This window comes from Streptomyces sp. NPDC021019 (genome assembly GCF_044333295.1).
Taxonomy (GTDB): Bacteria; Actinomycetota; Actinomycetes; order Streptomycetales; family Streptomycetaceae; genus Streptomyces.
Genome location: NZ_JBIRQR010000008.1, coordinates 36094 through 61508 on the forward strand (window position 1 = coordinate 36094; position 25415 = coordinate 61508).

Genomic DNA, 25415 nt, shown 5'->3' on the forward strand with positions numbered 1-25415 from the left:
CTGGCGATGTCGTACGCGGATCGACGCAGCGGAACCAGCGAGGTTAGCCTCACCTTACCAACAGCTCGAACATTCGAGCCTACCCAGCCACATGAGGTCCCATGTTTGCTCCTGCCCGCCTTCTCGCCGTCGCGGCCGTCGCCGCGCTGGTTCTCACCGGCTGCTCGGCCGCCGACCCGTCGGGCGACGGGGACAAGGCCTCCGCCGCGAAGACCCGAACCGTCACGACCGACTACGGCAAGGTGAAGGTGCCGGCCGAGCCCAAGAAGGTGGTCGTGCTGAACCACGCCCTCGCCGGGTACCTCTATGACCTCGACGTGCCGGTGCGGGCCACGATCCCCGAGGACGCCGACGGCAAGGGCGAGTTCTCCCCGAACTGGGCCGAGGAGGCGAAGGAGGACGGCACGACGTTCCTGCCGTGGAGCGTCGACGGCTTCGACCTGGAGGCGATCCTCGCCCTGGAGCCCGACCTCATCGTGGGCGGCGGCATCGGCTTCCCGCTGTTCCAGGCGGAGAAGGTGTACGACGACCTCACCGACATCGCCCCCACCGTGCTCGTGGGCAAGAAGCTCGGCGACTGGCGGAGCCAGTTCTCGTTCCTCGCGGGTGACGTGTTCGGCAAGGCCGACGTCTACGACAAGCACGTGGCCGCCTACGACCGGCGAATCGAGGAGGTGAAGAAGGCGATCAAGCCGCCGGCCGGCCCCGTGTCCTTCCTCGCCCTCACCGGCGACGGCACCGCCTACGGTCTGGTGGAGAGCGTGGGCCTGCCCTCCGAGCTGAAGAAGGTCGGCATCGAACCGGCGCCGGTCTTCGCGGAGGGCGGTTTCCGCGTGTACGGGCAGGGCGGTGACATGTTCGAGCTGTCGACCGAGAAGGTGGGTCAGACGATCACCCAGCCGTCCGTGTTCGTGATGGGCTTCAACGCCGACACGACGGACGTCGCCACCCTCAAGAAGAACCCCGTCTACGGCGCGCTGCCCGCCTTCACGGCGAACCACGCCTATGACCTGCCGTACTGGGTGCTGCGCGGCGACTACGACGAGTCGATGGCCCTGCTCGACCTCATCGAGAAGAAGTTCTCCTGATGGCCGCCCAGCGTGCGTACACGACGCACCCCCTCGTCCTGCGCCGGGTCACCGTACGCCGCGTCCATGAGGTGACCCCCGGAATGCGTCGGGTGGTCCTCGGCGGCGAGGACATCGCCGCGTTCACCCGCGACGGGACCGCTCACCCGGCCTTCGCCGCGCCCGGGTTCGACGACCACATCAAGCTGATCCTGGCCGGGGACGGGGACGTCCGGGCGGCGCTCCCCGCGCAGTTGCCGCACGGCATCGAGTGGACGCCGGCCGAACACCGGCTGACCCGCGACTACACGCCCCGGCGGGTGGACCACCGGGCGGGAGAGCTCCACCTCGACTTCGTCGTGCACGGCGATGGGCCCGCGGAGGCCTGGTCCGCGTCGGCGAGGGAGGGCGACGAGCTGTGGTTCGTCGGGCCCAAGTCGTCGCTCAGGCTGCCGGAACGGCTGGACTGGATCCTCCTCATCGGGGACGAGACGGCGCTGCCCGCGATCGGCCGCTTCCTCGACGAACGTCCCCTCGACGCCCCCGCGCACATCCTGGTCGCCGTCTCCGACGACACGGCACGCCAGGAGCTGGCGCTGCGCGACGGCGACACGATCAGGTGGGTGGTGGCGGAGCCGGGCGACGCGGCGGCGCTGGACGCCGCCGTCCGCGCACTGCCTTCGCCGGCGGGCGAGGGATTTGCCTGGGCGGCCGCGGAGAGCAGGGCGCTGCTCCCGGTACGCCGGTATCTCCAACGGGAGCGGAAGCTCCCCAAGGACCGCGTGAACATCACGGGTTACTGGCACCGCGAGGAGGCCGCCGCACCGGAGGCACACGGCCCCGCCGACGCCGCCGCCGCGCAGGGCCCTGCCAGGATTCCGTCGCCGCTGCCGTGGCTGGTGGCTCGGGCCGCGTTGCGGCTCGGCGTCGTCGACGCGGTGGCCGACGCGCCGGGGCTCTCCGCCGAAGCGCTCGCGACCCGCTTGGGCGTGCCCGCGCCGGGGATCGGCGTACTGCTTCCGCTGCTCGCCGCGTACGACGTGGTCGTCAGCGCGGACACGGGGGCCGGGCTCCGTCTGGGCCCGGCGGGCGAGGAACTCCTGGACGACCACGAGCGCGAGGAGTACACCGGCCACGAGGCCGAGCTGCTGCTCGCCCTCGCGCACCTGGCTCCCGCGCTCCGGGACGGCACGTCCCCCTGGCGGCTCGCCTCGGGCGCCACCCTGCACGACACGGTGACCCACGACACGGACCGCTACGGCGAACTGGTCGCGGAGTGCGAGCAGTTGGTCTTCCTGCTGACCGGTCTGACGGCCGACCCCCTCTGGGAGGACGTCGGGACCTGTCTCCTGACCGGGCCGGGCAGCGCCTCGGTGGTCGCCGCTCTCGACGACGCCGGGCGGCGGCCCCGGCTGCGGATCGCGGAGGAAGCCACCCCGGCCGGGGTGCTGCGACGGCACGTCACGGCACCGGACCGCATCGACTGGACGGCCGGCCCCGCCGATGTCGCCGTCGCCGCGAAGGCCCTCGCCCACCGCACCGACGAGGAGTGCGTCCAGCTCCTCGGGCGGCTGGCCGGGTGGACCGGGACAGCGGTCCTCGTCGAGGCCTCCCGCCCCGACGGCCTGAGTCCGCACGCGGCCGAGGCGGCCCTGCACGCGTACACCGCGACCGGCAGCCCCCTGCGCGACTCCGCCGCGATCGCCGCTCTCGCGGAGCGGTCGGGCTGGACCGTCGACCGGACGATCGCGCTCGGCTGGGGCACGGAAGCCACGGTCCTGCGCCGGGCCTGACGCCCGCCCCCGCGGGGAGGGCGGACGCGGCCGCCGGGGTCAGCCGGCCCTCGGCGGCCTCTGCCCGTCGAAGGCGAAGAGGGTGTTCGTCGCCGCGGCCACGAACACCGCGCGTCCCGCGACGGTCACGCGGGGGCTCGCGTCCTGCTCGCCCGTCAGACCGTCGACCCGGGGATCCGTCGTCCACAGCGGCTTGCCGCCGTTCGGCGACAGTGCGACCACCCGGCCGGTGGCCGAGCTGAAGTACAGCGCGCCGGCTCCCGCCGCAGGGCCCGACGCACCCTCCACGCCCGTCTGACGCGACCACTTCCTACGCCCTGTCGCGGAGTCGAACGCCGTCACGAGACCGGCCTGTCCGCTCACGTAGACGGTGCCGTCCGCCATGCCGGCGGTGCCCGCGTATGTCCTGTCGAACCGCGCGTACGTGACCTTCCGCGAGGCCGGGTCGAACCGCGCCACTCCGTCGTACCCCGCCGGCGCCGTTCCCTCGTAGCGCTTCGAGAGGAGGACGAGCCCGCCGCGGGCCGAGCCGACCGGCACGACGGGGCCGTCGACCGTGACGGGCCTGCCCAGTGTCCCGGAGGGGAGGGCGAGGGTACGCAGGGTGGGGCGGCGCACCTGGAGGCCGTCCACCTCCTCGTCGGCCGCGCACATCGCGAGGAGCCGCGGCCGGAGCGGGACGGGGGCGCACTGGGTGCCGGCCGGGAACGGCGTCGTCCAGAGGACGTCACCGCTGTGGGCGTCCCGGGCCTCGAAGCGGGAGTTGGAGGCGTCGACCGTCACCGCGGCGGAGCCGACCACGACGGCGTCCATGGTGCGGCCCGTGACGGCCGTCGACTGGGCGCCGGACGGTGCGGACCACAACTCCCGGCCGCTGTCGGCGTCGAGGGCCACCACCTCGCTGCGGGGGCCCTCGGTGGCATCCTGGGCGGCGAAGCGGTAGCCGAGCACCGTGTCGTCGGTGGCGCCCACCATGTGCATGCCCTGGACGGGGACGCCCGGGCTCTTCGCCGTCCACACCCGGGACCCGTCGTGGGCCCTGATACGGGTCGCGACGACGCCGCCGCCCCCGCAGAACAGCGCGTCGCCCCTCGCGACGCACCGCAGTTCGTCGGGGATGTCCTCGCGTCCGCCCGGCACGGTGGCGCGCCACGGCTCGAAGCCGTCCGGAAGCGCGCCCGCCGGTACCGCGGTGCTCTGCCCGGTGCCCGCGCCGCCGGGGCTCGTGCCGCCTCCGCCCCCGTCGAAGCCGCCCGTCGTCAGCGCGGCGACTCCGCCGCCGATCGCCGCCACCGCGACCGCCGCCGCGAGCACGGGCCGCCAGCGGCCGCGCAGACGGCCGCCGACCGGGGCGCCGGTGCTTCCGGTGCCGGGGTCCGTCGGGGCGGTCCGCGCCGGGGTGCCCCCCGTGGCGAGGTGAGCTTGCGTGTTCATGTCGCGGGTGCGACTCGCACCCGGGCCGCCGGTCCTGGCCTCGCCGAGTTCGGCGGGCAGGTCCCGCAGCAGCACGAGGAGTTCGTCCGCCGAGGGGCGACCCTCGGGCTCCTTGTCCAGGCACGGTTCGACGACCGTCCGAAGAGCCTCCGGGACCGCGTCCAACGACGGTTCCTCATGGACCACCTGGTAGGCCGTCATATAGGGGCTGTCCGCGTCGAAGGGCCCCTGGCCCGTCGCCGCGTACACCAGGAGCGTCCCCAGGGAGAAGACGTCGGACCGCGGGCCCACACCACGCGGCGCCTGCAACTGCTCGGGCGACATGAAGGGCGGCGTGCCGATGACCCGCCCGGTCATCGTCAGCGTCTGCTGGTCCACCGCGCGCGAGATGCCGAAGTCGATGACCCGTGGGCCCTCGGGCGAGAGCACGACATTCGAGGGTTTCAGGTCGCGGTGGACGACTCCCACCCGGTGGATGTCGCGCAGCGCCTCCGCCAGCCCGATGGCGAGCCGCCTCAGCTCCACTCCGTCCAGCGGGCCGCCCTCGGCGATGCGCTGCGTGAGCGTGGGCCCCTCGATGTAGGTCGTCGCCATCCACGGCTGCTCGGCCTCGGGGGCGGCGTCGACCACGGCGGCGGTGAACGCGCCGCTCACCCGTCGCGCGGCCGCCACCTCCTGCCGGAAACGGATGCGGAACTCGTCGTCCCCCGCGAACTGCTGATGGATCAGCTTGATCGCGACCGGTCGCCCCGAGCTCGTGCGGGACAGGAAGACCGTGCCCATGCCACCCGAACCGAGCCGAGCCTCCAGCGGATAACCGCCGATCTCGACCGGATCACCTCCGCGCAGCGACACTCTTCCCGACCTCCCGTCCCCCGTGCGTTCTCTGCCACCACGGGCCCGCTCACCTGTGCTGCGTCCAAACTAGCCGCAGGCCGGTACGGCAGAGAAAGGCGGGTGACGATCGGAGGGCCGGTCGCGCCCGCTCCAGTTCGGGGACGTACACGATCGTGTCGACACCCGATCCGCCGAGGACGAGGGCGACGTACGCGCCGCTCTGGCACCTTCCGGCAACGGGAACGTGAACGGGGTCGCGACCGCCCGGACCGCTCCCCGCCGTTCGGGCCGAGGAACGCCCGGCGCTGCCGGATTTCTCCTGATGAATCGACTGCCGTCCCAGGAAAGGGCATTCCAGTCCCACGCGGAACCTTTGGGCAACTCGATGGCGATATCCGATCGTCCGGCATTCACCTGAGGACGCCGAATCTGTTCGTATACCCCGACAGGTTATAAGAGGTACGAAGCGTCCTGCTCGAAGGGGTAAATCGTGGAGGTACCCGGACAGTCCAGAAGAGGCCAGTGGGTTCGCGAGCTGTTGGATGAGGATTTCTTTCGTGCAATGCGGCAGCGCGCAACGCGTTGTACAAGTAGATTGTCGACGACACCACGCGATTACATCGACCTTCCCACCGCGGTTCACCAGCCGAAATTTGGTGGCCCGTCATCGCGTGCAGACTTTCTGACGAACACCGAGTCCGCACGGTCCGTCGGTCCGCGATCGAACCCGGTCGGGCCGACAGTGCTGGACCGTCGCGGTGTTCGCTGTCGTTTCCGACCTGATCCGGTTGTCCGGGGACACCCCCCACGCGGCCGGCCGAGAGCATGAGGAACGTTCTGTGAAGGTTCGTACGAGGCGGCCGAGCACCCTGATCGCCGGGGGACTGGCAGCGATGTTATTGACGGCTTGCGGCTCCCAGGAATCCGAGAGCACGATGGCCGTCGGGATGTCCGACGACATCCTCGCCACGGATCCGGCCTCCGGATACGACCCGGGATCCTGGCTGTTGTTCAACAACGTCTTCCAGTCCCTGCTGAGCTTCCCGCCCGGAGCGTCCACTCCCGTGCCGGAGGCCGCCGAGAAGTGCACGTTCTCCGACGGCAGCAAAACGTACACCTGCGCCTTGCGTGACGGGCTGAAGTTCAGCAACGGCAACAGCCTCACCTCGGCGGACGTCAAGTACTCCTTCGACCGGACGATCAGGATCAACGACCCGGCGGGCCCCGCACCGCTGCTCTCCACGATCTCGTCGATCAGCGCCCCGGACGACAGGACCGTCGTCTTCCGCCTCAAGGTGCCCGACGCGACGTTCCCCAGCAAGATCGCCTCGGGGGGCGGTTCCATAGTCGACCGTCGGGTCTATCCCGAGGACGGCCTGCTCAAGGGTGGCAAGGCGGTCGGTTCCGGTCCCTACCAGCTGGACTCCATCGACAGGAGGAAAGCCGTCTTCTCGGTCTACCCGGGCTATCAGGGCACCGCCGAGGTGAAGAACGCGGGCGTGACCCTGGAGTTCTTCCGAGGAGACCAGCAGGCCCTCCAGTCGGCCCTGGAGAAGGGCGACGTCGACATTGCCTACCGCGGCCTCAGCGCCAGGGCGATAGCTGACCTGGATACCGCGTCCACCGCGGAGAGGGACGGCATCGAGGTGGTCCAGGGCAACAGCGCCGAAGTCCAGCACATGGTCTTCAACGTCGACGACCCGGTCGTCGGCAAGCTCGCCGTCCGGAAGGCCGTCGCCTACCTCGTCGACCGCCACTCCCTGGTCAGCGAGGTCTACCAGTCCACGGCGGCACCGCTCTACTCGATCATCCCGGGAGGCATCACCGGCCACGGCACCTCCTTCTTCGACACCTACGGGGACAGCCCGAAGCCGAAACAGGCCGAGGCGGAGCTACGGAAAGCCGGTATAGCGGACAAGGTGAGACTCACCCTCTGGTCCACCCCGAGCCGGTACGGGCCGGCCACCGACGACGCGTTGGAGACCATCGCCGATCAGCTGAACCAGAGCGGGCTCTTCGACGCCCGCATGAAGTCCGTCCCCTTCGGTGATTACGAGAAAGGCATCGCCGAAGGGAAGTACGGCATCTACGTCAAGGGCTGGGTGCCGGACTACCCCGATCCTGACAACTTCACCCAGCCGTTCTTCGGCGAGGGCAACGTCCTGTCGAACAACTACGACAACGAGGAGATCGTCGACCGGATCATTCCGCGGACCTCGTCCATGACGGATCGCGCGAACACACGGCAGGAGTACATGAAACTGCAGGACATCGTGGCGCGACAGCTGCCGATTCTGCCGCTCTGGCAGGGCAAGCAGTACGCGGTCGCCCACGAGAACGTCCGAGGGCTTCAGAACTGCCTGGACACCTCGACCGTCTTCCGGTTCTGGGAACTCAGCACCGCCTACTGAGGCGTGTCACGCCCTGGACCCATTCGCCGATCCCGGCTCCCGCGGCCCACAGCCACCGGCTCATGCGCGTGTTCACCCGCCTCGTCGGCGGCCGGCCCGCCGGGGCCCGGGCCCCGGGGTCACCTTCCGGAGGAGGAGCCGCGGACAGAGCGGGCAGATCTCCGGTTCGCGGGCGGATCTCCGGTTCGCGGGCGCCCGTCCGGCTCCCGGATGCGCTCCCGGCGGGCCCGGTCAGGGGCGAACGCGGTGAACGGCGCGCCACGGGGGCGTGGGCGCGTCGGCTCAGTGCCCCCTTCGCCATCCCTCGCGCCCTGCCGGGGCCCGTACGGCGCCGCGAGGATGAGCCGACCGCACCAGATCCCGGCTGCTCCGCGCACCCGCCGTACGGCGGGTGAACACGCGGTGGAAGGAATCCACGTTGCTGCTTCTCATCTCCCCGGACGGCGTCGAGGAAGCTCTCGCGTGTGCGAAGGCGGCGGAACACCTCGACATCGTCGACGTCAAGAAGCCCGACGAGGGATCACTCGGCGCGAACTTCCCGTGGGTCATCAGGGAGATCCGCGGGGTGGTCCCCGCGGACAAGCCGGTGTCCGCCACCGTCGGGGACGTGCCGTACAAGCCCGGCACGGTGGCCCAGGCGGCCCTCGGCGCGGCTGTCTCCGGAGCCACCTACATCAAGGTCGGCCTCTACGGATGCACGACGCCCGACCAGGCCGTCGACGTCATGCGGGGGGTCGTCCGGGCCGTGAAGGACTTCCGGCCCGACGCGTTCGTCGTCGCCTCGGGGTACGCGGACGCCCACCGGATCGGCTGCGTCAACCCGCTCGCGCTGCCCGACATCGCCCGCCGCTCAGGATCCGACGCGGCCATGCTCGACACCGCGGTCAAGGACGGGACCCGACTGTTCGACCATGTGCCGCCCGAGGCATGCGCGGAGTTCGTGCGGCTGTCCCACGAGGCCGGTCTGCTCGCCGCCCTCGCGGGCAGCGTCAAGGCGGCGGACCTCGCCACGCTGACGCGTATCGGCACGGACATCGTGGGCGTGCGCGGGGCGGTCTGCGAGGGCGGCGACCGCGACACCGGGAGGATCCAGCCGCGGCTGGTGGCCGCCTTCCGGGCGGAGATGGACCGGCACGCCCGGGAGTTCGCGGCCACCCCGGCCGCGAGCTGACCGCCGGCGTGGAGCCGCAGCAGCACCGACCCGGTCCCGCACCCCGCGGTGAGCGTTTCACCGTCCTCGATCCGGCGACGGGCGAGCCGTTCGGTGAGGTTCCCGACCAGCAGGCGAAGGAGCTGGACGCGGTGGTCGGCCGCGCCCAGGAGGCCTGGCCGGACTGGCGGGCCGACCCGGCCGGCCGCACCGCCGCCCTGCTCGCGTCGGCCGACGCCGTGGAGGGGGCCGGGGCGGACCTCGCTCCCCTGCTCACCCGTGAGCAGGGGAAACCCCTGGCCGAGTCGTACGCGGAGGTGGCCCGCACGGCGGCCCGCCTGCGCTGGTTCGCCGAGTGCGTCCCCGAGCCCCGTACGATCACCGACGGCCGGGCGGTGCACAGCGAGGTCCGCTGGCGGTCGCTGGGGCCCGTCGCCGCCATCGTCCCGTGGAACTTCCCGCTCCAGCTCGCCTCCGCGAAGTTCGCGCCCGCGCTCGCGGCGGGCAACACGGTGGTGCTCAAGCCCTCCCCGTTCACGCCGCTGGCCACCCGGCTGCTGGGATCCGTCCTGTCCGCCGCCCTCCCCGACGGCGTGCTGACGGTCGTCACCGGGCGGGAGCCGCTCGGCGCCTGCCTCGCGTCGCACCCGGGGATCCGCCATGTGACCTTCACCGGTTCGGTCGCCGCCGGACGGTCCGTGGCGGCGGGGGCGGCGGCCGGCCTCGCCCGGGTCACCCTGGAGCTGGGCGGCAACGACGCCGCCATCCTGCTGGACGACGTGGACGTCGAGCGGATCGCGGACCGGCTGTTCTGGGCGGCGTTCCGCAACTGCGGGCAGGTCTGCATGGCGGTCAAGCGCGTCTACGCCCCGGCCCGGCTCCACTCGCGGGTGGTCGAGGTCCTCGCGGAACGGGCGAAGAGCGTGGTCGTCGGAGCCGGTCTCGACCGGGCCACGGAGCTGGGGCCGCTCAACAACGCGGCCCAACTGGCCCGGGTGGAGCGTTACACGGCCAGGGCCCTGGCGGACGGGGCCCGGGCCCTGGCCGGTGGCCACCGGCTGGACCGGCCCGGCTACTTCTACGCCCCGACCGTCCTGGCCGATGTCCGGCCCGACAGCCCGGTGGTGACGGAGGAGCAGTTCGGTCCGGTCCTGCCGGTACTGCCGTACGGAAGCCTCGACGAAGCCGTGGAAGCGGCCAACGCCACCCGCTTCGGACTCGGCGGCTCGGTGTGGGGGACCGACCTGGACCGGGCCGAGGCGGTCGCCGACCGGTTGGAGTGCGGGACGGCGTGGATCAACCACCACGCCGAGCTCTCCCTCGCCCAGCCCTTCGCCGGTGTCAAGGAGAGCGGCGTCGGCGTCGCGGGCGGGCCGTGGGGGCTGTACGGAAATCTGCGGCCGTTCGTCGTCCACCGTCCCCGGGAGGTCCGACGATGAGGTTCGGCGCGGCGGTACTGCGCGGTTACGAGGCCCCGTTCACCGTCGAGGAGGTGATCCTGGGCGCGGGGCCGACCGACGGCGAGATCCTGGTCCGGATCGCGGGCTGCGGGCTGTGCCGGACCGATCTCGCCGTCCGCCGCTCGGCGGGCCGCTCGCCGCTGCCCGCGGTGCTCGGCCACGAGGGGGCCGGGGTGGTGGTGGAGACGGGCGGCCCGGACACCGGTCTGATCCCCGGTGACCATGTGGTGCTGAGCTTCGACTCCTGCGGGCGGTGCCGGAGCTGCCTGGGCGGGGCACCCGCCTACTGCGACCGGTTCGCCGCACTCAACCTCTTCGGGGGGCGCGCCGAGAGCGCGGCCCGGTTCACCGACGGGGCCGGGGAGGCGCTGGCGCCCCGGTGGTTCGGCCAGTCCGCGTTCGCCGAGTACGCGTTGGTCCCGGCCCGCAACGCCGTGCCGGTCGACGCCTCCCTCCCCCTCGAACTGCTCGGCCCGCTCGGCTGCGGCTTCCTCACCGGCGCCGGGGCGGTCCTCAACTCCTTCGGCGTCGGCCCCGGAGACACCGTCGCGGTCTTCGGCGCCGGGGCGGTGGGCCTGGCCGCGGTCATGGCGGCCACCGCCGCCGGGGCACTCGTCGTGGCGGTCGACAGGCACCCCGAACGGCTGGCCCAGGCCGAGCGGTTCCGTGCGGTTCCGGTGGACGCCTCCTCGGTCGGCCTCCCCGGCCGCGTCCAGCGGCTGACCGGCGGCGGCGCTCAGTACGCCCTGGACACCACGGGTTCCGCCCGGTTGATCAACGACGCGCTCCGGTCGCTGCGTCCGACCGGCCACCTGGGTCTGGTGGCACGGCTGCACACCCGTCTGCCGCTCGAACCGGGGACCCTGGACCGGGGCAGGAAGATCTCCCACATCTGCGAGGGGGACGCGGTCCCGGCGCTGCTGATCCCCCGGCTGACCGGGCTGTGGCAGGCCGGACGGTTCCCCTTCGACCAGTTGATCCGCACGTACCCGCTGGCCGACATCAACGAGGCCGAACGCGACTGCGACGCGGGCCGTGTGGTGAAGCCGGTCCTCATTCCGTAGGGCAGCGCGCGTTCCGGAAGCACGTGGATTCCGGCAGCACGTGGTTTCCACGGATCGGGGCGGCCCGACGGCCGAGGCGTGCTCCGCCCGGCCGGCTCCCCCGCGCTCCCGGTGACGCCCCGACGGCTTCCCGCCGGCTGCTCCCCCGCTCTGTTCTTCTTCCCCAACAACCCCAAGGGAGTGCACATGGCCGACACGGCGCACCGGAACGACGGTGTGGAGGGGGTGGCGGGAGGGGTCGGTGCGACCGCCCTCCTGGTGGCCGCGGCGCGGGCCATCGAAACACATCGCCCCGACAGCCTGGCACGGGACGTCTTCGCGGAGCACTTCGTGCTCGGGGCCCCGGCGTCCAAGGGCTGGCCGGTCCACCCGCGGGAGGTCCCGGACGGGGACCGGAACCCGCTGTGGGGGCGGTTCGCCCGGTACTTCGGGTTGCGGACGCGGGTCCTCGACGACTTCCTCCTCCGGTCGGTGCACGCGGGGAACGCCCGCCAGGTGGTCCTTCTCGGGGCGGGGCTGGACTCACGTGCGTACCGGCTCGCCTGGCCTCCCGGCTGTGTGGTCTTCGAGATCGACCGGGCGGAGGTCCTGGCGTTCAAGCACCAGGTGCTCGGCGGTCTTTCGGCCACCCCGAAGACGGCGCGCGTACCGGTCCCGATGGATCTGCGCGCCGGCTGGGCCGCCGCTCTGCCCGCCGCCGGCTTCGACTCCGCCGCGCCGAGCGTCTGGCTCGTCGAGGGCCTGCTGTTCTATCTGCCGCCCGCCGCCGAGACGTATCTCATCGACACGGTGGACCGGCTGAGTGCCGGGGGAAGCGCGCTGGCCTTCGAGGTCAAGCTCGACAAGGATCTGCTGGAGTACCGCGACAGCCCGCTCTACACGGCCACGCACCAGCAGATCGGCATCGACCTGCTGGACCTGTTCGACAGGAGCCCGCGGCCCGACTCCGCGGGGAAGCTGACGGACATGGGCTGGCGCACGTCGGTCCGCACCCCCTTCGACTTCACCCGGCTGCACGGACGCGGCCCGCTGCCCGAGCCGAACGACGCACTGGCGGGCAACCGGTGGGTCTTCGCGGACAAGCCCCGGAGGTAGCCACCGGCCGTGTGCCCCGCGAGCGAAACCCTCGTGAGGCTGGTGGCCGCATTCTGGACGACATCACGTCGGACGGCCGCACCGACGCCGCCGTCGGGCGGTGGCTCGACCAACAACGTGCGCGGTTTCCCCTCCGACCCGGCGGAGGAGAGCCTCCGGTCATGGGCCCACCACGCGGCGGGCCAGGGCGAGCGGGAGGCGTCCCGCCTGTTCATGACTGCGTGGGCGGCAGGCGGGCCACGCACCGAGAGCACGCTCAACACGCTCCAGTCGCATCGGGCTCAACTCGGCTGCCTCACCGAAGCGGTGGAGGTACAGCGAGAAGCCCGGCTCTGGATGGACGGAGTCCTCGACGCGGCACTCGCGGCCGCCGACACCTCGGGGATCCGCGGGCACTCGACCGCTACCGTACGCTGCGGCCGGCCGCGGCACGTGAACGTGGACAGGACATCGCTTGGCCGGCCCGGCCGTACAGCGTCGGAGCCACGGGCCGGCTGCACGTCAGCTCGGCTCGTCGTACACCACCGACCATGGGCGGGGCGGCCCGTCCGGCGGGCGTGGGCCGGTGGCACGCGGCGTCGCCGACCGGTCGCGTGCCAGCACAGCGGCCGCGAGCTCCGCGAAGTGCGGAGCGGCCGGTGGGCCAGGCACCGGTGGTCCGCCGGGTGAGCGGGCGGCCGGCCAGGGGGCGCCAGAGGACGCGGGGCTCCTTGCGGGCCACCGGGCCCTGGTCGAAGGCGACGCCGTGGCCCGCGTGGACGAGGGCCAGCAGGAACTCGGGGTTGGACGCGTGCCGGACCCGGCCGGGCACGAAGCCCTCGGCACGGCAGGAGCCGAGGATCCGGTCGTACCAGCCGGGAGCCTGGGCGCGGGGGAAGAGCACGAGATCGTGGCCGGACAGTTCGGCGAGCGCCACCTCGGGGAGCCGGGCCAGCGGTGACGTGCGGGGCAGCACGACGCCGAACTCCGTCCGCACCTCCGGGCCGAGGCGGAGCTCGGTGGCGTCCACGGTCTGGTGGACGAGGCCGACGTCGAGCCCGCCGGAGGCGAGCAGCCGCAGCTGTTCCTCGGTGGTGATCTCCTGCAGATCGACGGAGAGTCCCGGGGAGTGCTCGGCGCAGGCCGAGAGCAGTGCGGAGAGCGTGGAGACCGTGGTGTCGGGAGGGACGCCCGCGCGCAGGGTGCCCAGGCCGCCGTCGTCGGCTCGGCGCGCACGGATCGTCGGCACCGAGACGACGTTCCATCTGCTGGTCGCGTTCGGCGTCGACCCCGGCCAGATCTCGGTCGTCAGGGGCGGGGAGCTCCTGGACTTCGACGGCATCACCGCCCAGGTCCACCGGGAGTCCCCGACGAGCCGGATCGTCGTCCCGGACTACCGCACGACGTACGGCGCGGACATGCGCGTCGGCACGTCCATGCCATAGAGGGCGGGCGGATCAGCGGAGACCGGCGAAGAGGTCCTTCTCGGGCAGGGCCGCGCCGGTGGAGTCCTGGACGCGTACGAAGGTCTCCGTGCCCATCAGGTCGCCGAACCTCTCCTTGCCCATCTTCAGGAAGAAGATGTTGTCGCCCTGGCTGGCGTGCGCGGCCAGCGCGTCGAACTTCCGGCCGCTGAACGCGGTGGTGTCCACCCACGTGGTGACCTCGTCGTCGGGGAGGCCGATCTCGGCCATCGCGTCGGCCTCGGCCGGATCCGGCTGCCGTTCCGGCTCCTGATCCGGCTGCGGCGCGTCCTCGTGGAACTCGCGCATGGCCTCCCCGAACCGTCGCAGCATCGAGTGGGGCATCGTCGTCCAGTACACCTTCGGCGTCAGCTCGGTCATCTCCAGTGCCGCCATCGTGATGCGGTGGGCCTGGATGTGGTCGGGGTGTCCGTAGAAGCCGTTCTCGTCGTAGGTGACGACGACATCGGGGCGGTAGTGCCGCATGAGTTCCGCGAGTCGGGCGGCGCCCTTCTCCACCGGGGTCTGCCAGAAGGATCCGGGGGCCTCGTTGCTCGGCCAGCCGATCATTCCGGAGTCGGCGTAGTCCAGCGTCTCCAGATCACTGACCCCGAGGACCTCACAGCTCGCCTCCAACTCCCGACGGCGCATCGAGGCGACGGCCGCCGGGTCGTGTCCGGGGTCGCCCGGCTTGACACCCCCCGGCCCGTCACCGCAACCGCCGTCGGTACACGTCACGAGAACCGTGCGGATGCCTTCCGCCGCGTACCGCGCCAGGACCCCTCCCGTTCCGGTCGCCTCGTCGTCGGGGTGGGCGTGCACGGCCATGAGAGTCAAGGGCCGGTCGGTCATGAAGGGGTCCTCCCGCAGAGATACATCGTGGTCCGGGCCGACGGCGGGCGTGCTACCGCGGTCCCAGGGTCCGGATCCCGACGGGGCGGACGACCCAGCGGCCTCCGTGTCCCCCCGCCCGCACGGCGCCGGTCCCTCGGACGGTGCAACCGCGCCGACCGGGCCGCCTGTTCCCGACGGGGCCGGCGATTCTCGACGGAGACCGCCCAGCATGCCGGAGTGCGGCGACCGACTCGGCAGTCCCGGACTGCGGACATGGGTCGAGGTGGTGGCTCCCGGCGGGTGGAGGCGATCGCCGTCCTCGGCGTCCGGGACGGGACATGCCGGGGCGGGCGCTACCCCAAGCCGTACCCCAAGCCGTCCGGGCACCACGGGTTCCGGGCCGTCGTCCGGCGCCCGCCCGTGTACCGCCCGCAAGGGACTCGGCCACCCCTGAGCGGCGGCGGCTTTCCGCGACGGCGCACAATGAGCCGGCCGAGAGGCGCCGGACAGAACCCCAGGAGGGGAAACATGACCGAGACGAGCGACACCCGATCCGCCGCCGGTGAAGCGCCGGAGGCGCAGCGGAGCCGACTGCAGCGTCTGATGCGCTATGTCCCTCTGATCGCCCCCGTCCTGCTGTGGGCCGTGCCGTGCTGGGTCCTTCTGCACACCGGCCAGCGCTGGCCGATGCCCGTCACCCTCGCCGGCACCGCGCTGTTCGTGCTCGGCCTGGCCGGTATGCCGCTCGCGATGGTGCGCGGCCACGGCCGGCGCCAGCGGGACCGGGCGGCGATCGTCGGTGACACGCTGCTGGGCGCCATCTGGGTCCTGTTCACCTGGTCCGTACTGCTCGGCGTCCTGCTGCGGCTCACCCTGACCGTGGCCGGTGTGGGTGCCGGACAGGACCGGGCGCGCATCGTCACCTGGGCCGTCCTCGGCGTCACCGCCGTGCTGCTCGCCTGGGGGCACGCCGAGGCCCGCCGCGTGCCGCGGGTGCGCCGTCTCGACGTGCGACTCCCCCGCCTCGGGGCCGGGTTGGACGGAACACGGGTCGCGCTGATCACCGACACCCACTACGGTCCGCTCGACCGCGCGCGCTGGTCGGCGCGGGTCTGCGAGACGGTGAACACCCTGGAGGCCGACCTGGTCTGCCACACCGGCGACATCGCGGACGGCACGGCCGAACGCCGTCGCGCCCAGGCCGCTCCGCTGGGCACCGTGCGGGCGACCCGGGCCCGTGTCTATGTCACCGGCAACCACGAGTACTACAGCGAGGCCCAGGGCTGGGTCGACCTGATGGACGAGCTGGGCTGGGAGCCGCTGCGCAATCGCCATCTGCTGCTCGAACGCGGCGGTGACACGCTCGTGGTCGCCGGCGTCGACGACGTCACCGCCGAGTCCTCCGGACTGGCGGGCCACCGCGCCCACCTCGCCGGAGCCCTCCACGGCGCCGAACCCGACCTGCCCGTGCTCCTCCTCGCCCACCAGCCCAAGTTCATCGACCGCGCGGCAGCCCACGGCATCGACCTCCAGCTCTCCGGCCACACCCACGGCGGCCAGATCTGGCCCTTCCACCATCTGGTCCGCCTCGACCAGCCGGCCGTCGCCGGTCTCAGCCGCCACGGCGCTCGCACCCTCCTCTACACCAGCCGCGGCACCGGCTTCTGGGGCCCGCCCTTCCGCGTCTTCGCCCCCAGCGAGATCACCCTGCTCGTGCTCCGCTCCCCGCAGGCCGCCGACTGACGCGCCGGGTGGTCAGGAGCAGGCCGGGCACAGGCCTCGGTAGGTGATCTCCACCGAGCCGACGGCGAACCCGAACCGCTCGGCCTCGGGCAGGTCGCCGAGGGCGTCCCCGACCGGGTGGACGTCGCGGACCTTGCCGCAGCCTGAACACACCAGGTGCTGATGGGAGCGGCGGGCGTTCGGGTCGTAGCGCTTGGCCCGGCCCACGGTGGAGACCTCCAGCACCTCGCCGAGCGTGACGAGCTCCCCCAGCGTGTTGTAGACGGTCGCGCGGGAGATCTCGGGCAGCCTCGCGGCGGCCCGCAGATGTACCTCGTCGGCCGTCAGGTGCACATGCTCACCGTCGAGGACCTCCGCGACGACGCGCCGCTGCGAGGTCAACCGCCAGCCACGGCCCCGTAGCCGTTGAAGGAGGTCGCTCATCTCGTCACCTGCTCCACTTCGCGGGGGACGCGCGACCCCGTACGGATCCACAAATCCGACGACGTCACGCCCGGGCCATTATCGTTTTAGCGCACTTCTTGACTTGGACGAAGTCCATCGTAGGATCGATCACGGCGACATCCAAGAGACAGGAAGGCTCCGGTACGGCAGCAGAGAACGCGGTGGGACACCGTCGGTCGACCGCGCGGCGCCGACCGAGCGCCGCCCTCGCCGCACCCCGGGGCCGTCCGGTCCCGTCGGTGAGACGTTCGGGCGGGCGCGCGGGGACCCGGCATACCTCGTGCCCCTTCTGCACGGCCCGAATCCTCCTCCCCGTTCAGCGCCCCACGACCCATCGGGTCCGGAAGGATTGCCATGACCGAGAACCACGAGTCGCATGTCTTTGATCCCGTCACCCCGGATTCGCCCGAGACGGCCGTCCCCGAGGCGCCCGAGGCGCAGGCGGGCGGCTGCCCCGTGGCCCACGGCCGCGCGCCGCACCCCACGCAGGGCGGCGGGAACCGCCAGTGGTGGCCGGACCGCCTCAATCTGAAGATCCTCGCCAAGAACCCCGCCGTGGCGAACCCGCTCGGTGCGGACTTCGACTACGCGTCCGCGTTCCGGGCGCTCGACCTGCCCACGGTGAAGCGGGACATCGCCGAGGTGCTCACCACGTCGCAGGACTGGTGGCCGGCCGACTTCGGCAACTATGGGCCGCTGATGATCCGGATGGCGTGGCACAGCGCCGGCACGTATCGCATCAGCGACGGCCGCGGTGGCGCGGGCGCCGGTCAGCAGCGCTTCGCCCCGCTGAACAGCTGGCCGGACAACGGCAACCTGGACAAGGCCCGCCGTCTGCTGTGGCCGGTCAAGAAGAAGTACGGCCAGGCGCTGTCCTGGGCCGACCTGCTGATCCTCACCGGCAACGTCGCCCTGGAGACCATGGGCCTGAAGACCTTCGGCTTCGCCGGCGGCCGCGAGGACGTGTGGGAGTCGGAGGAGGACGTCTACTGGGGCCCGGAGACCACCTGGCTCGACGACGAGCGGTACACCGGGGACCGTGAGCTGGAGAACCCGCTCGGCGCGGTCCAGATGGGCCTGATCTACGTCAACCCCGAGGGCCCCAACGGCAACCCGGACCCGGTCGCCGCCGCCCGCGACATCCGCGAGACCTTCCGCCGGATGGCGATGAACGACGAGGAGACCGTCGCCCTCATCGCCGGTGGCCACACCTTCGGCAAGACCCACGGCGCGGGCCCGGCCGAGAGCGTCGGCGCGGACCCCGAGGGCGCCTCGATGGAGGAACAGGGCCTGGGCTGGCGCAGCTCCCACGGGACGGGCAAGGGCGGCGACGCCATCACCAGTGGTCTGGAGGTGACCTGGACCAGCACCCCGACCACGTGGGGCAACGAGTTCTTCCACAACCTCTTCGCCTACGAGTACGAGCTGACCGAGTCCCCGGCCGGTGCGAAGCAGTGGGTCGCCAAGGACGCGGAGGCGACCATCCCGGACGCCCACGACGCGTCGAAGAAGCACAAGCCGCAGATGCTCACCACCGACCTGTCGCTGCGCTTCGACCCGGCCTACGAGGAGATCTCGCGCCGCTTCCACGAGAACCCGGACCAGTTCGCGGACGCCTTCGCGCGCGCCTGGTACAAGCTGACGCACCGTGACATGGGCCCGATCCAGCGCTACCTGGGCGCCGAGGTGCCTTCCGAGGTGCTGCTGTGGCAGGACCCGCTGCCCGCGCGCACCGCCGAGCCGCTGGACGCCGAGGACATCGCCGCGCTCAAGGAACAGGTGCTCGCCACGGACCTGACGGTGGCGCAGCTGGTCTCGGCCGCCTGGGCGTCGGCCGCGTCCTTCCGCGGCAGCGACAAGCGCGGCGGCGCCAACGGCGCCCGGGTCCGTCTGGAGCCGCAGCGCGGCTGGGAGGCGAACGACCCGGACGAGCTGGCCCAGGTCCTGCGGGCCCTGGAAGGCATCCAGGAGTCCTTCGACGCCAACGGCGGCAAGCGGGTCTCGCTGGCCGACCTGATCGTCCTCGCGGGCAACGCGGCCGTCGAGCAGGCGGCCAGGGACGCCGGCATCGAGGTGGAGGTGCCGTTCACGGCGGGTCGGGTCGACGCCACGCAGGACCAGACGGACGTCGAGTCCTTCGCCGCCCTGGAGCCCGTGTACGACGGCTTCCGCAACTACGCGGGCAAGGGCAGCCGTCTGCCCGCCGAGTACCTGCTCCTGGACCGGGCCAACCTGCTCACGCTGAGCGCCCCGGAGACCACGGTCCTGGTCGGCGGTCTGCGGGTGCTGGGCGCCAATTCCGGCGGCTCGAAGCACGGTGTCCTCACCGACCGCCCGGGCACGCTGACGAACGACTTCTTCGTGAACCTGCTCGACCTGGGCATCACCTGGAAATCGACGTCGGCGGCGCAGGACGAGTTCGAGGCCCGGGACGCGACCGGCCGGGTCAAGTGGACCGGTACCCGCGCGGACCTGGTCTTCGGCTCCCACTCCGAACTCCGAGCGCTCGCCGAGGTGTACGCGAGCGACGACGCGCGGCAGAAGTTCGTGACGGACTTCGTCGCCGCCTGGAGCAAGGTCATGGACCTCGACCGCTTCGACCTGGTCTGACCGCGCGGTCGGGGCCCGCCGCCCGCGCGGCGCGGCCCCGACCCCGCCGACCGCGGCGGCGGGGACGGTCTTGCCGGGCCGGTGTTCTCCCGGTGTCGGATCCGTCCTGCCGGTGCGCCGCCCTGCCGGACGACGCACCGGGCTCTGCTCTGCTACCAGCCGGCCTTCACCGCGTTGTAAGCCGTACGGCAATCGGCGTTGGTGGCATCCGCGGCCAGCTTCTCCATGGAGTTGCTCCAAACCTTCTTGGCCAGCTTCTCCAGCTCACGGGTCTCGGCGGGCACGTTCGGGGCGTACTTCTTGAGCGTCGCGAGGGAGGACCTGGCGAACTTGTTGCACACGGGCCCGGCGGCGTTCCGGTAGCGGGTGTCCAGATCCGTCGCGACGGCCTGGCCGTTCTGGGTCGCCCACGTGTTCCAGGCCGCGCACGCCGCTTCGGTGAACACGGCCTGTTCGGCCTCGCTCAGTCCCAGCACCTCGCCCAGCATCGTGTTCTTGGCCTTGTCGGGGACCGTGAAGTCCACGACGGGGATCTTGTCGAGGGTTTCGAGCAGCGCCTCCTGACACGCGGGAGGCAGCGGAGCCGCCTCGGCGGTGGCGGGTGCGGCCAGCGCGGAGACGGACAGGAGAGCCGCGGTGAGGACGGTGCGCTGGACGGTACGCGAAAGAGGCATGGGGGCAGTGCTCCTCGTACGGGAGAGAGTGACGTTCCGGGCGCCGCATCAGCGCCCGACGGCTACAGAACGATCACCGCCCGCGCAGGTCACGGCCGTTTCGGTGGGGCGGACGGTGGCACACAGGGTCGTCGGCCGTCCGTGCGACGAAAGGGCCGTCAACCGTCCCGGGGCCGCGGCCGCGAGGGGCCGGCACCCCTCTCCCACGTCCCGGTGAGAGCGCGTTCCGGGTCCGTCGGCGGAAGACCAGGAACCCGGCCGACGCGGCGCCGACGAGCCAGAGGCACTGGAGCACGAGCCCCCGGACGGCCGACGCGTCGGAGAAGGCCGCGGCCATGCTCGCCTGCACGGCTCCGTACGTCGGGAGGAAGCGCACGACGGCGCTGTCCGACCCGGAGCTGGAGAGGGGGTTCTGGAGGGCGACGTCGAGGATGCTGATCATCAGGATGGCGAACATGCCCTCGACCTCTCGGCGGAGCACCGATCCGAGGACCACGCCCAGCGCGCCGTAGGTCAGAGCCGCGCAGAACAGGGCGGTGGCGAGGAGGAGGGGCTGCGCCGGCTGCCAGGTGAATCCGACGACGACCGTGGCGTACGCGGCGACCGCGACACAGACCAGCGTGAGCGCGGACAGCTTCGCGAGGACGAGGTGGTAGCGAGGGTAGCCCGCCATCGCCAGGCGGCGGTCGAAAGCCCCTCCCGTGAAGGTGGCCGCGAACATCATGAACCCGGCGATCAGGGTGACCGCGTTCAGCGCGCCGGTGATCTGGGTGAGGTGGTTGCCGGGCGGGGACAGGACCTCGCCGGTGGCCCGGAGCCGGAACGGGGCCGGCTGATCGGGAATGGTCGCGTAGGCGAGGGCGATCCACACGGGGACGTACACGAACACCAGCAGCATCGCGAACCGGTTGCGGGCGTGCCCGGTCAACGCGTACCTCGACGCCGTGGCGAACAGGAACCAGTGCCGCCTCATGCCGCCGCCCCCGCGGGCCGCTCCTGGCGGTGCAGGCGCCCGTTCTCCAGGCGCCAGAGCAGATCCAGCCGGTCGATGTCGTACGCCAGGTGCGAGACGACCAGCACCGAACGCCCGGCGTCGCGCAACCTCGTCGCCAGCTCCCAGAAGCGCAGGTACGTCTCCCAGTCGAAGCCCTGGTAGGGCTCGTCCGGCAGGAGCACGTCCGGGTCGTGCATGAGCGCCAGGGTCAGGTTCAGCTTCTGCCGCGAGCCACCGCTGAGCAGGCCCGCACGCCGGTCGAGGTACTCGGTGAAGGCCAGGGTCTCCATCACCTCCTCGGCCCGCCGCAGGTCGTCGAGGCCGAACGCGGCCCGGAAGAGCTCGAGATGCTGGCGGACGGTGAAGGAGTCGTCCAGAACCACGGACTGCGGGCAGTAGCCGAACCTGCCGTGGTGCCGCACCGAGCCGCGGTCCGGCCGCAGCTCACCGGAGAGGATCTTCAGCAGCGTCGTCTTGCCCGCGCCGTTCTCCCCGACGATCCCGGCGAGGGTGCCGGGCCGTAGCCGGAGGTCGACTCCCCGGAGAACGGCGTACTGCCGGTAGGAGTGGTGCACATCGTGGACGTCCATCGTCTCGCTCCGTCGTACCAGGTGTGTTTCCTGTGATCGCGGAACCGATCCGCTCCTGCCCAACGAGTCGGCCACGCGGCGGAAACGGCGCCGGAGACGCGCCCGTTCGCCCGGCGTCAACCCGGTGCACGACCCGTCACGCGTGCGACGGGACTACCGCGGAAACCGCTCCCGGCGCGGCGCCGGCCCATAGCGTGACCGGGCTCGGAGCCCCTGCGTCACGGGCCTGGATCCGTCGTGACGTACCTACACAGGAAAGGCCGGTCGGCCATGCGGAGAACGTGCGTGATCGGAGCGGGCCCGTCCGGCCTGGCGGCGAGCAAGGTCCTTGCCTCGCGCGGCCTTCCGTTCGACTGCTTCGAGGCGGGGTCGGGGATCGGCGGACTCTGGCGCTACGGCAACGACAACGGCATGTCGGGGGTGTACGCGTCGCTGCACGCGAACATCTCCAAGGAGAGCATGTCGTTCTCCTCCCTGGCGATGCCGGAGACCTACCCGGTCTTCCCGCACCACAGCAAGGTCCTCGCCTACCTGGAGCAGTACGCCGCTGCGTTCGGTCTGCACCAACACATCGGATTCGGCACGGAGGTCACCTCCGTGCGGCCCCTGGAGGACGGCGGCTGGGAGGTCGTCCGCCGGCGCCGTGGCGAGACGGAGGCGCGGACGCGGCGCTACACCGAGGTGGTGGTGGCCAACGGGCACCACTGGGACCCGCGGTTGCCGGACCCCGCCGTGCCGGGAGCCGAGGACTTCGAGGGCCCCGCTCTCCACTCGCACGACTACCGCTCCCCCGAGCCGTACGCCGGCCGACGGGTGCTCGTGATCGGCATGGGCAACTCCGCTTGCGAGATCGCGGCGGAGGTCTCCCGTACGGCGGCGCGGACGTTCCTCTCCGCGCGGGACACGGCCCACCTGTTCCCCAAGATGCTGCTCGGCCGGCCGGCCGACCACTTGGCGGGGAGCCCCCTGGCCGGCCTGCCTCGGTTCCTCAAGGAGCCGGCGATGGCGCTTCTCCTGCGGCTGACCCGGGGTGCCCCCGCTCAATACGGGCTTCCCGAACCGGTCCGTGGGCCCCTCGCCGCCCACCCCTCCACTTCGGACGAACTCCTCGTCCAGCTGGCCAGGGGCGCGGTCACCCCCAAGCCCGGCGTCAGCTCCTTCGGCCGGGACACGGCGTTCTTCGCGGACGGCAGCCGCGAGAGCGTGGACGCCGTGGTGTACGCCACCGGGTACTCCATCTCCTTCCCCTTTCTGGCCCCCTCCGTCTTCGCCGCCCCGGGCGGCCGCACGGAGCTCTATCTGCGCACGGTGCCGCCCCGGCGCCCCGGGCTCTACTTCATGGGACTCGCCCAACCCGCCGGCGCCGCCTTCCCGTTGCTCGAACCGCAGGCCGAATGGGTCGCCGACCTGATCGAGGGAGCGGTGCGCCTGCCGGCGCCGGCGGAGATGACACGGGCGATCGCCCGCGCGGGGCGACACCACGACAAGGCCTACGCACCCACCTACCGTCACGGGATCGAGATCGACATCCGCTCCTACCGGCGAGCCCTCCGGCGGGAACTCCGGGCAGGCAGGCGCCGGGCCCGCGGTGTGCTCCCGCCCCGGCCCGGGGCGAGCTCCCCCAGGCCCGTGCCCGACACCGTGTGATCCGCCCGCCCGCTCCGTGCGGTCGGCACGGGAGAGTTCCCGCCCGGCTCACACGGCCGTCGAGCTCTCCTCCAGCTCGCCCACGGCCCGCTCCCACAGCTCCGGCAGCAGTTCCCCCAGCGGGAGGGCGCGGTCGGCGACGAAGGACACCTCCGCCCAGTCGCCGAAGAACGACAGCCCCACGGCGAAGAGATGCCCCGGCACGAGCAGCGGCAACAAGGCGGTTCCCGTCACCCGCGTCTCCCCCAGGCTCCCCTTGTCGGCGAGCGGCATGGACGTGGCCATGACGTCGGTGACGCGTGGCGAGAGCATCCTGCGCAGGTACCACTCGGTGGGGCCGTCCGGCATGAAGCGGACCAGGTCCTGAATGGCCTGCCGCCAGGTCTCGCCCCGCAGCTTCCGGGTCGTCTCCATGACCCGATCCAGTCGGCGCAGGGGCTCCTCCCCGTCCCGGGAACCGTCCGGGTGTTCCGGGACGGTACGGACGGGCAGTTCGAGCGGCAGGGCGAAGCAGCGGTTCCCCCACGTCTGTTCCTCGTCGGCGCGTCGTGCGTCGACGGGCAGTACGGCCGTCACCCGGCGAAGCGGCACCCCCGCACGGTCCGACCAGGCCGCCAACGCCCCGGCGAGCGCCGCCAGATGCACGTCGTGGGCCGAGCCGCCCCGCCCGGCGCCGATCCGGCGGAGGGTGTCCACGGGTGCCCTGCCCCGCCACAGCCGCCGCTCCCCGGAGGGGGCGAAGGCCGCGTCCGGGCGGTGACCGCGAACGGCCAGGGAACCGGCCACGAACCTCGTGGCCAGCCCGACGGCCGTGCCGACCCGCCGGGGCACCCCGGACCGACGGTTCCGGCCCGGTACCGGGCGCGCCGACGGCTCCCCCTCGCCCAGCATGGCCCGGAAGGTCATGGCGGCGGCCGAACCGTCCTGGCAGGCGTGGTGAAAGCGGTAGCAGACGGCGTACGCGTCGGGGTCGTGGCCGTGGACCAACCAGATCCCCCAGTAACAGCCAGGGGCGAACGGGGCGCTGAGCGCGGTGTGCAGGGCGGAGTCCCAGGCGCCGGGTCCGTCGGCGACCACCTCGTGCACATGCCGGTCGACGGCGAAGTCCGCGTCCGGCTGCCACCGGGACCGCCGTCCTCCCGCCACCCGGCTCGTGAGCAGGGGCAGTTGGCCGAGGCGGTATCCCACGTACGCGCGAAGGTCCGCCAGGGCCGGGGCCGGACCACTGAGATACGCGACACCGCCCGCGTCCCAGCGGACGTCGGGCCGACGGCGCTCCAGCTTGAGGAACGCGCGGTCGACCGCGTGGGTGGAGCGGCGGGGCGAGGGAATCGGCCGGTCGGCCCGATAGCGCCGGGCGGAGCGGTCGGACGGGCCGGTAGGGGTGGGCTGCTCGGGGTCAGGCATGGGACTTCTGTGCTCCGATTCGGTCCGGTGGGGATCGCGTTGATGACAGGCGGTACGAGAAGCGGGGGTAAGAGCAGGGCGGAGAGGCGGGAGCGGAAAGGCAAAAGCACGGAGAGGCGGTGAGGCGGTGAGGCGGTGAGGGACGCGAGCGGGCGATGGCAGGAGGCGTCGTCCCCGGGCGGCCCACCCGCCGGGCCGGCCTCAGCGAGCCGCCCGGACCGCAGCACGCCGTCGGAACCGACCGCCCATCAGGATGACCACCGGACGGGGCGGGTCCGTGCGGTGTCCGCCCGCCGCCCCTGGCTCCGCAGGCCGGATCCGTGTCCGCCCCGCGGCCGTCGGCCCGCCCCGTACCGGGCCCCCGCGGCTCCCGGCGCCCGTGCCTCAGAGGGGCAGCGGCCCCCGCACCGTCTGCCACGGCCGGCATGACGACCCGTCGAGAGGCTGATCCGGATCCTCGGCGGCGGGTTCCCTCGAAAGAGGGATAAGGCTCCGATCACCACCGTGGAGATCCGGCCGTCTCGGCCGCACCGCCGCCCGGAGCCGCTCGGCCGACGGCGTTCCGCGCCCCGGACCGTGCGCAAGCGCACCGGCCGCGCCGCTCCGTACTTCGTTCGGGTGAGCGCGAGGAATCGAGGGGCCTGTGCCGTTCGCCGTCTGCCATTGTGTGCCGTGCGCCGGAGATCACCGGGCTGCGAGGCCCGGGAAACCCCCGTCGG

18 protein-coding genes and 1 pseudogene are annotated in these 25415 nt (G+C 72.3%); 11 read left to right on the forward strand and 8 right to left on the reverse strand.

All coding sequences use genetic code 11. The annotated features are described in order from the left end of the window. The first annotated feature begins 101 nt into the window (after window positions 1–101). Together ACH4RG_RS31360 and ACH4RG_RS31365 are read left to right on the forward strand one after the other, a co-directional pair. Window positions 102–1088 carry an ABC transporter substrate-binding protein gene (locus ACH4RG_RS31360; RefSeq protein ID WP_397923594.1) on the forward strand — a complete coding sequence of 329 codons (987 nt, stop codon included), beginning with the start codon at window positions 102–104 and terminating at the stop codon, window positions 1086–1088. After that, the gene (locus ACH4RG_RS31365; protein WP_398540574.1) at window positions 1088–2860 is read left to right on the forward strand and encodes a siderophore-interacting protein; all 1773 of its coding nucleotides are present in this window, start codon (window positions 1088–1090) and stop codon (window positions 2858–2860) included. Before ACH4RG_RS31360 ends, ACH4RG_RS31365 begins: the two co-directional genes overlap by 1 nt. 39 nt (window positions 2861–2899) lie before the next feature. Here ACH4RG_RS31365 and ACH4RG_RS31370 read toward each other — a convergent pair whose 3' ends face one another. Continuing rightward, entirely contained in the window at window positions 2900–5149 is a 2250-nt protein-coding gene (locus ACH4RG_RS31370) for a PQQ-binding-like beta-propeller repeat protein (RefSeq protein WP_398540575.1), read from the reverse strand. A gap of 821 nt (window positions 5150–5970) precedes the next feature. Between ACH4RG_RS31370 and ACH4RG_RS31375 the strand changes: the two genes are divergently transcribed. The 5 genes from ACH4RG_RS31375 to ACH4RG_RS31395 all read left to right on the forward strand — a co-directional run bounded on the left by ACH4RG_RS31375 (window position 5971) and on the right by ACH4RG_RS31395 (window position 12311). After that, window positions 5971–7542, forward strand: coding sequence for an ABC transporter substrate-binding protein (locus tag ACH4RG_RS31375; protein WP_398163398.1), 1572 nt, complete (start codon window positions 5971–5973; stop codon window positions 7540–7542). A 418-nt stretch (window positions 7543–7960) separates the two neighbouring features. Next, on the forward strand, window positions 7961–8713 hold the full coding sequence (locus ACH4RG_RS31380; RefSeq protein WP_397923586.1) for a (5-formylfuran-3-yl)methyl phosphate synthase: 753 nt from the start codon (window positions 7961–7963) through the stop codon (window positions 8711–8713). Window positions 8714–8721: 8 nt separating this feature from the next. Then, window positions 8722–10131, forward strand: a complete 1410-nt coding sequence (locus tag ACH4RG_RS31385) for an aldehyde dehydrogenase family protein (RefSeq protein WP_398540576.1) — start codon at window positions 8722–8724, stop codon at window positions 10129–10131. Next, window positions 10128–11216 carry an NAD(P)-dependent alcohol dehydrogenase gene (locus ACH4RG_RS31390; protein WP_398540577.1) on the forward strand — a complete coding sequence of 363 codons (1089 nt, stop codon included), beginning with the start codon at window positions 10128–10130 and terminating at the stop codon, window positions 11214–11216. The genes ACH4RG_RS31385 and ACH4RG_RS31390 overlap by 4 nt, the downstream gene beginning before the upstream one ends. Before the next feature lie 186 nt (window positions 11217–11402). After that, complete coding sequence (locus ACH4RG_RS31395; protein ID WP_398540578.1) at window positions 11403–12311, forward strand: SAM-dependent methyltransferase; 909 nt, start codon at window positions 11403–11405, stop codon at window positions 12309–12311. A gap of 501 nt (window positions 12312–12812) precedes the next feature. Here the strand turns inward: ACH4RG_RS31395 and ACH4RG_RS31400 are convergent. Continuing rightward, window positions 12813–13524 (reverse strand): annotated as a pseudogene (locus ACH4RG_RS31400) (LysR family substrate-binding domain-containing protein); the annotation flags it as partial. Between ACH4RG_RS31400 and ACH4RG_RS31405 the strand changes: the two are divergent. After that, window positions 13493–13735, forward strand: a complete 243-nt coding sequence (locus ACH4RG_RS31405; protein WP_398540579.1) for a hypothetical protein — start codon at window positions 13493–13495, stop codon at window positions 13733–13735. The pseudogene ACH4RG_RS31400 and the gene ACH4RG_RS31405 sit on opposite strands and share 32 nt — an antisense overlap. A gap of 12 nt (window positions 13736–13747) precedes the next feature. Here the strand turns inward: ACH4RG_RS31405 and ACH4RG_RS31410 are convergent, their stop codons facing one another. Then, a complete protein-coding gene (locus ACH4RG_RS31410; protein ID WP_397923577.1) occupies window positions 13748–14605 on the reverse strand; it encodes a PIG-L family deacetylase in 858 nt (285 codons plus the stop codon). A gap of 510 nt (window positions 14606–15115) precedes the next feature. Between ACH4RG_RS31410 and ACH4RG_RS31415 the strand changes: the two genes are divergently transcribed. Further along, window positions 15116–16330, forward strand: coding sequence for a metallophosphoesterase (locus ACH4RG_RS31415; protein ID WP_398540580.1), 1215 nt, complete (start codon window positions 15116–15118; stop codon window positions 16328–16330). Between the two features lie 12 nt (window positions 16331–16342). On the opposite strand, the gene ACH4RG_RS31420 is transcribed toward ACH4RG_RS31415, so the two are convergent. Beyond that, window positions 16343–16753, reverse strand: a complete 411-nt coding sequence (locus ACH4RG_RS31420) for a Fur family transcriptional regulator (RefSeq protein WP_397931477.1) — start codon at window positions 16751–16753, stop codon at window positions 16343–16345. A gap of 375 nt (window positions 16754–17128) precedes the next feature. Here ACH4RG_RS31420 and katG point away from each other — a divergent pair, with 375 nt between their 5' ends. After that, window positions 17129–19384, forward strand: coding sequence for a catalase/peroxidase HPI (gene katG, locus ACH4RG_RS31425; RefSeq protein WP_398540581.1), 2256 nt, complete (start codon window positions 17129–17131; stop codon window positions 19382–19384). 152 nt (window positions 19385–19536) lie between these two features. On the opposite strand, the gene ACH4RG_RS31430 is transcribed toward katG, so the two are convergent. The 3 genes from ACH4RG_RS31430 to ACH4RG_RS31440 form a co-directional block, all read right to left on the reverse strand. After that, window positions 19537–20058: a hypothetical protein gene (locus tag ACH4RG_RS31430; RefSeq protein ID WP_398540582.1), complete on the reverse strand. Its 522-nt coding sequence runs from the start codon at window positions 20056–20058 to the stop codon at window positions 19537–19539. Between the two features lie 73 nt (window positions 20059–20131). Then, window positions 20132–21031 carry an ABC transporter permease gene (locus tag ACH4RG_RS31435; RefSeq protein WP_397923569.1) on the reverse strand — a complete coding sequence of 300 codons (900 nt, stop codon included), beginning with the start codon at window positions 21029–21031 and terminating at the stop codon, window positions 20132–20134. Next, window positions 21028–21642 carry an ABC transporter ATP-binding protein gene (locus ACH4RG_RS31440; protein ID WP_398540583.1) on the reverse strand — a complete coding sequence of 205 codons (615 nt, stop codon included), beginning with the start codon at window positions 21640–21642 and terminating at the stop codon, window positions 21028–21030. Before ACH4RG_RS31440 ends, ACH4RG_RS31435 begins: the two co-directional genes overlap by 4 nt. A gap of 285 nt (window positions 21643–21927) precedes the next feature. On the opposite strand from ACH4RG_RS31440, the gene ACH4RG_RS31445 reads away from it, so the two are divergent. Beyond that, complete coding sequence (locus tag ACH4RG_RS31445) at window positions 21928–23289, forward strand: flavin-containing monooxygenase (RefSeq protein WP_397931483.1); 1362 nt, start codon at window positions 21928–21930, stop codon at window positions 23287–23289. 48 nt (window positions 23290–23337) lie between these two features. Here the strand turns inward: ACH4RG_RS31445 and ACH4RG_RS31450 are convergent, their stop codons facing one another. After that, complete coding sequence (locus ACH4RG_RS31450; protein ID WP_397931485.1) at window positions 23338–24696, reverse strand: wax ester/triacylglycerol synthase domain-containing protein; 1359 nt, start codon at window positions 24694–24696, stop codon at window positions 23338–23340. Window positions 24697–25415: the final 719 nt, after the last annotated feature.

Bases quoted from the DNA above. Each gene is read 5' to 3' on its own strand.
- ACH4RG_RS31360 (WP_397923594.1), top strand. From the start codon at position 102: ATGTTTGCTCCTGCCCGCCTTCTCGCCGTCGCGGCCGTCGCCGCGCTG.
- ACH4RG_RS31365 (WP_398540574.1), top strand. From the start codon at position 1,088: ATGGCCGCCCAGCGTGCGTACACGACGCACCCCCTCGTCCTGCGCCGG.
- ACH4RG_RS31390 (WP_398540577.1), top strand. From the start codon at position 10,128: ATGAGGTTCGGCGCGGCGGTACTGCGCGGTTACGAGGCCCCGTTCACC.
- ACH4RG_RS31395 (WP_398540578.1), top strand. From the start codon at position 11,403: ATGGCCGACACGGCGCACCGGAACGACGGTGTGGAGGGGGTGGCGGGA.
- ACH4RG_RS31410 (WP_397923577.1), bottom strand. From the start codon at position 14,605: ATGACCGACCGGCCCTTGACTCTCATGGCCGTGCACGCCCACCCCGAC.
- ACH4RG_RS31415 (WP_398540580.1), top strand. From the start codon at position 15,116: ATGACCGAGACGAGCGACACCCGATCCGCCGCCGGTGAAGCGCCGGAG.
- ACH4RG_RS31420 (WP_397931477.1), bottom strand. From the start codon at position 16,753: ATGAGCGACCTCCTTCAACGGCTACGGGGCCGTGGCTGGCGGTTGACC.
- katG (WP_398540581.1), top strand. From the start codon at position 17,129: ATGACCGAGAACCACGAGTCGCATGTCTTTGATCCCGTCACCCCGGAT.
- ACH4RG_RS31430 (WP_398540582.1), bottom strand. From the start codon at position 20,058: ATGCCTCTTTCGCGTACCGTCCAGCGCACCGTCCTCACCGCGGCTCTC.
- ACH4RG_RS31435 (WP_397923569.1), bottom strand. From the start codon at position 21,031: ATGAGGCGGCACTGGTTCCTGTTCGCCACGGCGTCGAGGTACGCGTTG.
- ACH4RG_RS31440 (WP_398540583.1), bottom strand. From the start codon at position 21,642: ATGGACGTCCACGATGTGCACCACTCCTACCGGCAGTACGCCGTTCTC.
- ACH4RG_RS31450 (WP_397931485.1), bottom strand. From the start codon at position 24,696: ATGCCTGACCCCGAGCAGCCCACCCCTACCGGCCCGTCCGACCGCTCC.